General features: G+C 63.4%; 5 protein-coding genes and 2 pseudogenes. 3 read left to right on the top strand and 4 right to left on the bottom strand.

What is annotated here, in order from left to right; translation table 11 throughout:
• Window positions 1-4 precede the first annotated feature (4 nt).
• Genes CKO31_RS17200 through CKO31_RS17210 form a run of 3 tightly spaced genes read right to left on the bottom strand, consistent with a single transcriptional unit; the run spans window position 5 to window position 7,507 of the window.
• A complete protein-coding gene (locus CKO31_RS17200; protein ID WP_200239921.1) occupies window positions 5-5,386 on the bottom strand; it encodes a glycosyltransferase in 5,382 nt (1,793 codons plus the stop codon).
• A gap of 32 nt (window positions 5,387-5,418) precedes the next feature.
• Complete coding sequence (locus CKO31_RS17205; protein WP_200239922.1) at window positions 5,419-6,762, bottom strand: ABC transporter ATP-binding protein; 1,344 nt, start codon at window positions 6,760-6,762, stop codon at window positions 5,419-5,421.
• On the bottom strand, window positions 6,752-7,507 hold the full coding sequence (locus CKO31_RS17210; RefSeq protein WP_242475454.1) for an ABC transporter permease: 756 nt from the start codon (window positions 7,505-7,507) through the stop codon (window positions 6,752-6,754). Before CKO31_RS17210 ends, CKO31_RS17205 begins: the two co-directional genes overlap by 11 nt.
• A 1,179-nt stretch (window positions 7,508-8,686) precedes the next feature.
• Here CKO31_RS17210 and CKO31_RS27720 point away from each other — a divergent pair.
• The 3 genes and pseudogenes from CKO31_RS27720 to CKO31_RS17220 form a co-directional block, all read left to right on the top strand.
• Window positions 8,687-8,866 (top strand): annotated as a pseudogene (locus CKO31_RS27720) (transposase); the annotation flags it as partial.
• A 64-nt stretch (window positions 8,867-8,930) separates the two neighbouring features.
• Window positions 8,931-9,092, top strand: a complete 162-nt coding sequence (locus tag CKO31_RS17215) for a hypothetical protein (RefSeq protein WP_200239930.1) — start codon at window positions 8,931-8,933, stop codon at window positions 9,090-9,092.
• 88 nt (window positions 9,093-9,180) lie between these two features.
• Window positions 9,181-9,750: a transposase gene (locus CKO31_RS17220; protein ID WP_200239926.1), complete on the top strand. Its 570-nt coding sequence runs from the start codon at window positions 9,181-9,183 to the stop codon at window positions 9,748-9,750.
• Window positions 9,751-9,834: 84 nt separating this feature from the next.
• Here CKO31_RS17220 and CKO31_RS17225 read toward each other — a convergent pair.
• Window positions 9,835-9,988 (bottom strand): annotated as a pseudogene (locus tag CKO31_RS17225) (ISKra4-like element ISTvi1 family transposase); the annotation flags it as partial.

The following is a 9,988-nucleotide window of genomic DNA, read 5'->3' on the forward strand; positions in this document are numbered from 1 at the left end:
TCTTTCAGCCGCGGGCTGTAGATGCTGCCGAGCCAGCAGGCGCACCTAGCGGGGCGTCAACGGGCCGATCAGCCACCGGCAGGTCGAGCTCCATCAGCAAATCTGCGAGGCGCTTGCGATTTGAGGCCACGGAGAACTCGCGGTCGACCAGCGCCAGTCCGCCATCGGACAAACGCATCCAGAGATCTGCATCGTGGTACAGGCGAATGACGGCCTCCGCAAAGGCGCTCGGCCCGTCGGCGATGAGGGCCCCGGACGCATCTTCCAGGCCCAATCCTTCCGCAGCAATCGTGGTGAGCACGCAGGGGACGCCGTAGGCAAGGCTCGTCACTACCTTGCCCTTCTGCCCGGCACCATAACGCAGCGGCGCCACCGACAGCCGCGCCTTTGCAAAGACGGGCGCGATATCCTCGACGAACCCAAGGACGCGAACACCATTCCCGGCAAGCGCTTCCACCTCCGGAACCATGTGGCTGCCGATGATCGACAGCTCCGCGCCGGGCAGCTCTCTACGGATCAGGGGCCAGATCTCGCTGCAGAGCCATTGCACCGCGTCGACGTTGGGCGGGTGGCGGAAGCCGCCAACGAACACTAGGCCGCTGCGCTCCTCGAAGCCTTTGCTGCGACCGGGAATCTCGCGCAGTAGCGGTATTACCCGCACGCGGACGCTCGGTGCCTCCCGCACCAGCAGGTCCCGTTCTGCGCTGCTGATGACGATGGTCGTATCGGCACGGTCCATGACGTAGCGCTCAATGCGCTCCATGTCCTCAGCCTCGCGGCTCGTCGGCGTGCCGGTTTCAAGCTCGGCACGCCGGCGCTCGCGCAGGAAGTGGAGATCGACGGTATTGAAGATGATCCGGGCGCGTGGGCAGGCCGCCCGGACCTTGTCGATGCAGTCGAAGGCGGTCCTGGCACGCACCAGCATCACGACATCGAGCTCGCTGCCGCGCTCGCGAATGACCTCATCCACGGACTCGATATACGGGTGGAACAGGCACTCGACGCCGAGGGCCTGCAGCGCCGTGGTGTAGGCGCCGTAGTGGAGCAGATTCGTCTTTGGGATGAAGGTTATCCGGTAGCCGAAGTCGATCAGCATGCGAAGATAATTGAGCATATCGACCGACCCGGAATCCTGATCCGGGGTCGGCGTGCAGTCGTCGATCAGCAGCATGCGGGCGATGGGACGGCGGTCCGCGGAGAGCCGCGGCGGCCTGAGCTCGGGGTCACCGTGGTCGGCGAGCACATGCCGCCATTTGTCGACGAAGATGTCACGGTTTCGAACTTGGTAGGACTTCATCCCGCTGCCCAGATCCGTACCGGCCGAAACCCCTTCGTAGTGCACAACCTGCGACAGGGGCTGATACAGGGTCCGCAGGCCCCGCGCGCGCACCATGAAGGCGAGGTCGGTATCCTCGTAATAGGCAGGGGCATAGCGCGCATCGAAGCCGCCGAGCTCCTGGAATAGGGCGCGAGGGATCATCAGTGCGGCACCCGAGCAGTAATCGACATCGCGCACGAAATTGAACTCGGGCGCCGCCGGATCGGAAAGCCGACCCCAATTCCAACCGCTGCCGTCGGCCCAGATGACCCCTCCGGCCTCTTGGAGTCGACCATCGGCATAAATCAGCTTGCTGCCCACGAGGCCGACGCCGCGGTGGGCATCGAAGGTTGCCACGAGATGATCCAGCCAGCCGGGCAGCACTAGGGTATCGTTGTTCAGAAAGAACAGATACCTGCCTCGGGCTTCCTGTCCGCCTCGGTTGCAGGAGCCGACGAACCCAAGGTTCTCGGCATTGCGTCGATAGCGGATATCCTCGCGATCGGCCAGGTGCGCCTCGGTCTCGTCGCTGGAGCAGTCGTCGACGACAAGGACTTCGGTGGCCACACCAGGCAGCGCCTTTGCGATCGAATCCAGGCAGGCGAGCGTGTAATTCAGCTTGTTGTGAACAGGAATGACGACCGTGACCAGGGGATCATCGGCGGGCCCTCCGGCGATGCGCAGGTCCTCGACCACAGGCTCGGGCGGTGCCGACGTGGGACCGGCGGCCGCCCGCTTTCCCTGCTCGATCCAGCGCGTCTGCTCGAGCCAAGCCTGATACGGGGTGCTGCCGCTCAGCAAGGGGCGCAGCCCCCGAAAGATGAGACTCTTGGCTCGGTAGCGCAGCCGCCCCGACAGCGGGACTCGATGCCAGGCATCCTGGACGGTGCTGAGTAGGTTCCTGCGGGAGGCGCGTGCCGCGCGCCCTGCGCCGCGCACCGGGCGGGTAAGCCTCCACGACAAAGAATGGTAGACCGTGTCGATCTCGTCGTCACGCGCATGCAGCGCCGCGGCGACTTCGGCCAACCGCCGGTTGGTGTCGGCCAGTTGCTGTTGGAGGTCTTGGCGAAGCGCACCCGCCTGCTGTCGCTCTTGGTCCAGGCGGTCTTGAAGCTGGGCGGTCGCCATGCGGTGGCCGACCAGTTCCTTCCACGACTCGCCAGCATCGCCGAGCTGCTTTGAAATCAGCTTGTCGCGATCAGCGATGCCACCGTGCAGCCTGTAGTTCTCCTCTCGGAGCCGCACGAGCTGGTCCGCCAGCGGCTGACCGGAGCTTTGCGTCAATGCGAAGGGACGCTGCGGCGGCGACGGATCAGCGAGCAATTCTGGGTCGAGCCCCCCCTCAGCGACCAGCGGCGGCCGTTCCTGCGGTACGAGATAGGCCCGCCGGTAGTCGAATGGCGGGATTAGACCCGGCTCAGCGGAGGGTAGCGGGGGCGGCTCCAGTGTGCTCAGGTGTCGCTCGGCGAAGTGTATCAGCGCGTCATTCACGTCAGGTGCATCGAGGCCCGGCGGCAGTAACAGACTCCAACGCCAAGACGCGAGCCGCTCCGGGAAGGCGCCCAGCATCGGGGCGGCCACCGGCAGGCCGGCCTGCATGCAGGTGGTCAGCGTATAGCTCCAGGTTTCCGGCCATCGCGCCGGAAACCAGGCTAAATGCGGTGCCAGGTTGCGCAGCCGTCCCGGCAGCTCTGCCTCGTTGTAAGCGCCATGGACAACAAGCGGGGCCTCCTCCAATGTCGGCAGCGGACCCAGCGGATGCCCGATCAGATGGAGCTCAAGCCGAAGACCTCGTGCCGCGGCGTCACGCGCCGCCGCGGCGAGCACACCCCGGCCCTTCGCATCGGACAGCTGCCCAAGCACGACGACCCGCAAGGGTGCATCGGGATGCCAGCGGCGCGGCGCCGGGGCCGGATAGCTCACCCGTTCCGGCAGCTGGTCGTGATGGGCGACCAGGACGTCCAGCTCCGGCCAGACCCGCGTCAGCCGTTGTGCGGTATCCCGGCTCGGCGCCAGCACGCGCTCGGCGCCTGCCAGCCAGCCGTGCTGCCCCGCGCGCCAGCCACGTATATCCCGTGAAGCCGCATCCATGTCCCGCGCGAGGCATGCGGTGCAGACGCCTTCGGCCGGCTGATCACAAAACCGACCATCGCTGTCGATCAGATTGATACGAGGACACACCGGCCGGAAGTCGTGAACCGTGACGTCATAGGGCGCCGCCAGATCCCGCAACAGACGGCCGGTCATGTCCTCGATCCCGGCCCCATGGTGCATGTGCGCCCGCTCGATTCGCAGTGCCTTCAGCAGATCGCGCAGGCGCCGGTAATCGGTGTCCCGATGAAAGGCCAGCTCCGCAGCCTCCGAGCCGCGCTGCCAGGACAAGCTCACCGCACCATCGCCGTCAGGCCGCAGGACCAATACTTCCGCCTTAGGCTCGAGCCACTGTGCGAGCTCACGCAGATGGCGCTCGACACCACCGCCCAGCGCATGACTGATGAAGAGCAAGCGACGCCGCGGGGAGCGCGCGAGCCGCTGCCAGTCAACCCGCGCGCGCAACGCCCGAGCGGGATCACGCTCGATATGCTCGGCGACCATTAGCTCATAGGCGGGATGTCGCTCACGCAGCGGTCGCTGGGCGGTCGCCACAAGGGCGTCCTTCTCCGCGCCGAAGCTCACGCCGCCGCAATGACCAATAAAGACATCGGCCGCCAGACGATGCCGCCAGCCCTGATAATGGGCGCGCATACTGAAGTCGGCTTCCTCGCCGTAGCCGCGGCCGAATGCTGCCTCATCGAATATGCCGACGGCATCCAGGCAATCGCGCCGAATATAGGTGCAGAAGCCGACGGCCGTGGGCAGGTCCACACCGGCGCCGCTGTTAACCTCCCGCATCAGCGCATCCAGCGCAGCGACGGTCCAGCCTTCCGGCAAGAGATTGTCACGACAAAACAACGGATAGGCGCAAATCGTGGCACCCGCATTCGCAAAGGGCGTCACGGTGCCGATATCAGCGGCGCCGTAGGCGGCAGCACGCAACCGATCCAACCAATCGTTCGCCACCTCGGTATCGCTGTTCAGCAGTACGATATCGCGCTCTGGATGCAGCCTCATCCCGCGATTCACCGAGGCGACGAAGCCGAGATTACGATCGTTCTCCAGAAGCGTGATCCGGCCTTCTCCGGCCAATTCCCGTAGCCATTCGCGCAGGCTCGCATCGGGTCCACAATCATCGACCACGACCAGCTCGAATGCCGCCGCCGCAGAGGAAGCCAGGACGCTCTTCAAGCAGAGCTGCGTTTCCGCCAAACCGGCATACACCGGTACGATCACCTCTACCGGTTGCTCGTTCGGCAGGACGGTGCCACAAGATGTTGCCCCCGCCGATGAGCGCTCTTCGGGCGCGCACGAAACGATGAACTGATAAGTCAGCGCGTCGTCGGCTTCCAGGAGCGCCCCGCGCAGCTCCGGTGCCAGCGCATCGACGCGATCTGAGGCGAACTCGCTCTGCTCGACCGTTAGCTTCACGGTGTCGAAGGAGTACGACCGCAGCCCGCAGTCTGCCAGCATCCCCCGCAGGGACGATCGGGTAAAAAAGCGAATATGCGTTCGATCCAGAAGTCCTTCGTCGCGATAGCGCAGCTCGCCTTGGATGAGCTCGGCAATCAGGCCCGCGTGGGCGACGTTCGGTACCGACAGCAGCAGCACGCCGTCGGCCTTCAGGAGCGGCTTGAGCCTCAGCAGCAGCTGTTCGGGGGCTCTCAGATGCTCCAGTATGTCGGCGCAAACGATCGCGTCGTAGCGCGCCTGGCCGACCAAGGCCGCCGGATCATCGTGCTCGAGGTCCGCGACCCAGAGTGAGCGAAACACGGACACGCCGTGGGCCGCGGACGCGGCATCCATCTCGATACCGTCGACCAGGCAGGCGCGCTCGTCATGGAGGTAAGCCGCCAGGACCCCGGGGCCGGCGCCCACATCTAGCACCTCCGAGCCTGGCCGGACCAAACGCGCGAGCTTGGCCAGTGAATCGTTACCCTTCGGGTCGAAGGCGCGATGGTATTGATGGGACATGCACTATGCTCAAGTCAAGAGGCTGGGCGTTCTCAGGCGATCCGCCGCAGCTGAATATCCGCCATCGGGATACCGACCAATCCGGTTGTCACGCTGCTCGTATGGGCGCGGAAGAGCAATGCATCGTGTGCCCAATGGTGCTGAATGTGCTCACTCTGACTACCCTCGGCGACCCCGATATCGATGCTGTACTCACCGGGCGGAAGGATCGGCATCGAGAAGTCGAAGGACGCCTCAACGCAATTGCCCGCCACCACAGCCACCGGTTGGTCTGCATACGTCAGAAAGGTATTGTCACCGAACAACAACTGCCCCAGCCGATCCTTGACAAAAAAGCCAACGATAGGCCGCTCGATATCCAACAGCGCCTGGACCCGTACCATAAGGCGGACGGCACTGCCGCCCACCACCCAAGCCAGTGGTAGCCCATCTGGTGTGCGCAGCTCGACATTGACGACCTTGGCGCCTCCAGCGCCGAACGAGGTGGCATCAAAATCGAACTCAAAAACCTCGATATCATTTCGGAACGGACTGCAGTTCAAGTACTGGAGACGCTGGTCCACGGCCGGTTCCGCCGACCGCTGGATCTCTGGCTCGGCAGCCGTCCTAGCTACCTCGGCCACGCCGAGCTCCCGGCGCTGCTGCGCATGCAGCGCCGCCAGATACGCCTCACAGGTCTCTTTGGCGGGTCCCTGCTGCTCAATCCGTCCGCGATCGAGCCATATCGCCCGCTCGCAAAGATTCATGACGGCGCTGGTGTCGTGGCTCACGAACAGCACGGTACCCCGCTCGCGAAAGCGACGCAGAAAACGCATGCACTTCTGCGTGAAGAAACCATCGCCGACGGCGAGCGCCTCGTCAATGATGAGCACATCGGCGTCTACATGCGCAATCACCGCAAACCCGAGCCGCACGAACATGCCGCTAGAGTACGTCTTGACCGGCTGGTCGATAAACTCGCCGATATCCGCGAACGCCAGGATGCAATCCAGGCGCTCGTCGATCTGTTCCGCAGTCAAGCCAAGCAACGCCGCGTTCAGCTTTGCATTCTCTCGGCCCGTAAACTCGGGGTTGAAACCGGCGCCTAGCTCCAGCAGCGCGGCGACACGCCCGCGTACCGCCATTTCCCCTGCCGTTGGCGTGAGGGTCCCACAGAGTATCTGCAGCAGGGTCGATTTGCCGGAGCCGTTGCGCCCTATAATGCCGACGGTTTCGCCCACCTGCACCTCGAACGAGACATCCTGCAGTGCCCAGAACTCATGAAAGAACTTCCGTCGCCCCCGCCACAGGGCCTGCTTGAGTCGGTCCTGTGGCTTGTCGTAGATCTGATAGCACTTACTGAGGTGCGCGGCATGTATTGCCGGTTCAGAGAACATCAGCGAAGCCCCGGCGAGATTTCTCGAACCACGCGAACCCGAGCGCCGCGACCAGAGCGCCCACCGCGAGCGCCACCATCTGTGCAGGCCAGTCTGGAGCCTGTCCGGCGATCAGCACCGCGCGGGTTTGTTCGATGACGAATGTAAGCGGGTTCAGATACAGAACCGTTCTGTACGGCTCCGGCAGCGCCGTCGCCGGATAAAAGATCGGACTCAAGAATAACAACATTGTTGTCACGGTGCCGGTCATCTGCCCGATATCACGCAGAAAAACACCCAGCGAGGCGAGTATCCAACTGACCCCGAGAGTACCCAGCAGTAACGGCAGCCAAACCAACGGCAGCCAGAGGATCGTCGCTGACAGATACCCCTGGGAAAGCACGAGGAAAATGCTAAGAACAACCAGGCTGATAACGGCGTGAAATAACGCAGTGCCAAGCGACACCCAGCAAAGCAGCTCGAGAGGAAAGCGGACCCGTTTAACGTAATTGACATTAGACAATACCAGTGAGGGAGCACGGTTGATGCATTCCGCCACCAGGCCATGCACGATCATACCCGCGAAGAGGTTGATCGCGAACGTCACGCGATCCTCCGCACCGCCGCCCCAGCGCGCCCGGAACACGACGCTGAAAACAAAGGTGTAGATTGCCAGCATTAACATGGGCGTGATCAGCGACCACAATAGACCCATGGCTGAGCCGCGATACCGACCGGCGACATCGCGACGGATCAGATCCCACAATAACCTGCGCTGGCGCCACGCCGGGGTTAGAAAATTGAAACGATTTAGCAAACAGGGCCCACCTGTTGTAGCACTTCTGGAATCAAGCGAGATGGCATTGAGCTTTCGCGCTCCGAGCGTCAGCACCGCCTGCGGAGCACTTCGCGATCCCGACTCGTGGTCTTGGTGTCAACGCCGGACCGATCGCGCCGCGGTGGATTAATTGGCGCAGGCTTTGCCATCTAATGTATATGCGTTAACCATGCTGTCGGCTACATTTTCTCCAGTCTGATGTCTATAGGACAATGGTCGGCTAGATCGGGACATGTGATCAATGTGATTTCCCCCTGTCGTCATCACGACACCCTCGCGGTATGAAAGCTACTTTTCCGCAGGCGGTGATTCGATAAACGGACAGACCCCCTACCGCGTGGATTCGTGACCGCGCATCGAGGCAGGTCGGAGCCCGCAGCAATGCGAGCGGATTCCGCTGAAGGCGGTCACGCAGTAAACCGAATAGGCAGCGTCAGGGCGAGAGATAAAGGCGGGGACAGGTGGCGAGGGCACCGGCACCCTGCTCCCAAAGAGCGCTAATCCCTGGAACTTATGCGTAACCTAGCCGATGCCTCGATGAATGATCCAATGGCGGAACGGGGACTGAGCATCATCGTGCAGAGCGCTCGGCTATGCAGGGTTCACGCGCGCCGGTCGACGCACCGGCCGTGCAGCCTTGTCAGAGCGGCATGATGCCGTCCACTGGGCGCTCTGGCAAGAACTCCAGTCAAGTCGTTGTGGCTCGGAGGCTAGGCACCGAAATCCTCCCACCTCCGCATCTCCCCGCCCATAGGCAACATGCCGCTAAGCCACGCCCGAAAGTCACCTCGACGACGCAGGGCAGACGCCGAGCAACCGCACCGACCCCCTGCATCGCAGTGCGCTTCGGGAGACCACCTTCGCAGTCTTCGACCGCCCCCGCGGAGGAAGGGACTGCACCCGGTCCCGACTTCCTGCCCGAGCGTCAAGCCTGGACGCGGGCGCGCTCGTGGAGCGATTATCTTGATTCGCCAACCTTGAGGGCACCTTGAAAAATTGCCCCCCCGGTAGGCTACCTGAGTAAAATCGAGGGAGTCGGACATTGACGAGGCCAGAGCCATGCCGCAACCCGGTTTCATCGACCGCCGCCTGGAGAGCATCAGCCGCATGGGTGATCCGCTGGAACGGCTGACCGCGGAGATTCCGTGGGAGCTGTTCCGCCCGCTGCTGGAGCAACTGCACGAGAAGGAGCGCAAGTCCGCGGCCGGACGCAAGCCGCTGGACGTGTTGCTGATATTCGAGGTGCTGATCCTGCAGACGCTCTACAACCTCGCCGACGAGGCGGTGGAATATCAGATTCGCGACCGGCTCTCGCTCATGCGCTTCCTCGGCTTGGAGATCTACGACAGCCGTGCTCGACGGCGCCACGGTGTGGCGGTTCCGCGCGCGGCTGAAGGAGTTGGTGCTGAGCAAGCCGCTGTTGGGTCGCTTCGGCGACTACCTGGCGCAGGCTGGGCTGGAAGCGCGCAACGGGCAGATCGTCGACGCCTCGATCGTGCCCGTACCGATCTAGCGCAACAGCCGCGAGGAGAAACACCGCATCAAGGCCGGCGAGGAGAACGAGGAGTGGGACGAGCCCAAGCGCCGGCAGAGGGACACCGATGCCCGCTGGACCAAGAAGCACGGCAAGAGTTACTTTCGGCCACAAGACCCACATCAACGTCAATGCCGAGCACAAGCTCATCCGCGACTACGAGGCCACCGCGGCCAGGTTCCACGACAGCCAGGTGTTCGACGGCATCCTAGACTCCGGCAACGACGCCGACCCGCAGGTCTGGGCCGACAGCGCCTACCGCAGCGAAGAGACCGAAGGCGCACTGAGCGGGGCGGGCTACGAGAGCCACATCTGCGAGCAAGGTCAGAGTAACCAACCCCTGAGCGGCGAGCAGCAGGCGGCATTGCGCTCCCCGTTAGAAGCCGGGCAGACCACCCCTATCGCGGACCACACGCACCCGCACACTCTCTCAACTATGCTCAACACCATGAACCCGCTCATCGCCGCCTTACTCTGGGGTTCTTTCGGACGCCCGCGCGACGGCGCGCCCAGCTTGCAGCCGCTCTGGGACGGACTTGCCCAAATGTCTTACTTCATCGACGCTACAGACCTTACCCACTGCATGCCAGCGACCTCGCAACGTAGTGCTCAACAAAAGTCCCTGAATCTGGACTGAAAAAGTATAGGGCACGCGCACCGGATGAGTCGAAATCCTTGTCGCCCTGGGGTGCGAGCAAAACTGATGTGGCCGCTTACATTGTCATGCGACTTGCTTGAGATCGCTGCGCCAGTACGCTGACCACTGGCCGTTTGCGCGCACGAGGCGCAGCGCCAGCATGGCCTCGGCGTTGTCGGGCGTCCACCACGCGCCGGGGCGCTTGAGACGCTGCTGAACGACGTAGCGGTGTGCGCTT

The sequence above is a fragment of the Thiohalocapsa halophila genome (genome assembly GCF_016583825.1).
Classification (GTDB): Bacteria; Pseudomonadota; Gammaproteobacteria; order Chromatiales; family Chromatiaceae; genus Thiohalocapsa; species Thiohalocapsa halophila.

Bases quoted from the DNA above. Each gene is read 5' to 3' on its own strand.
- CKO31_RS17205 (WP_200239922.1), bottom strand. From the start codon at position 6,762: ATGTTCTCTGAACCGGCAATACATGCCGCGCACCTCAGTAAGTGCTAT.
- CKO31_RS17220 (WP_200239926.1), top strand. From the start codon at position 9,181: ATGCCCGCTGGACCAAGAAGCACGGCAAGAGTTACTTTCGGCCACAAG.
- CKO31_RS17200 (WP_200239921.1), bottom strand. From the start codon at position 5,386: ATGTCCCATCAATACCATCGCGCCTTCGACCCGAAGGGTAACGATTCA.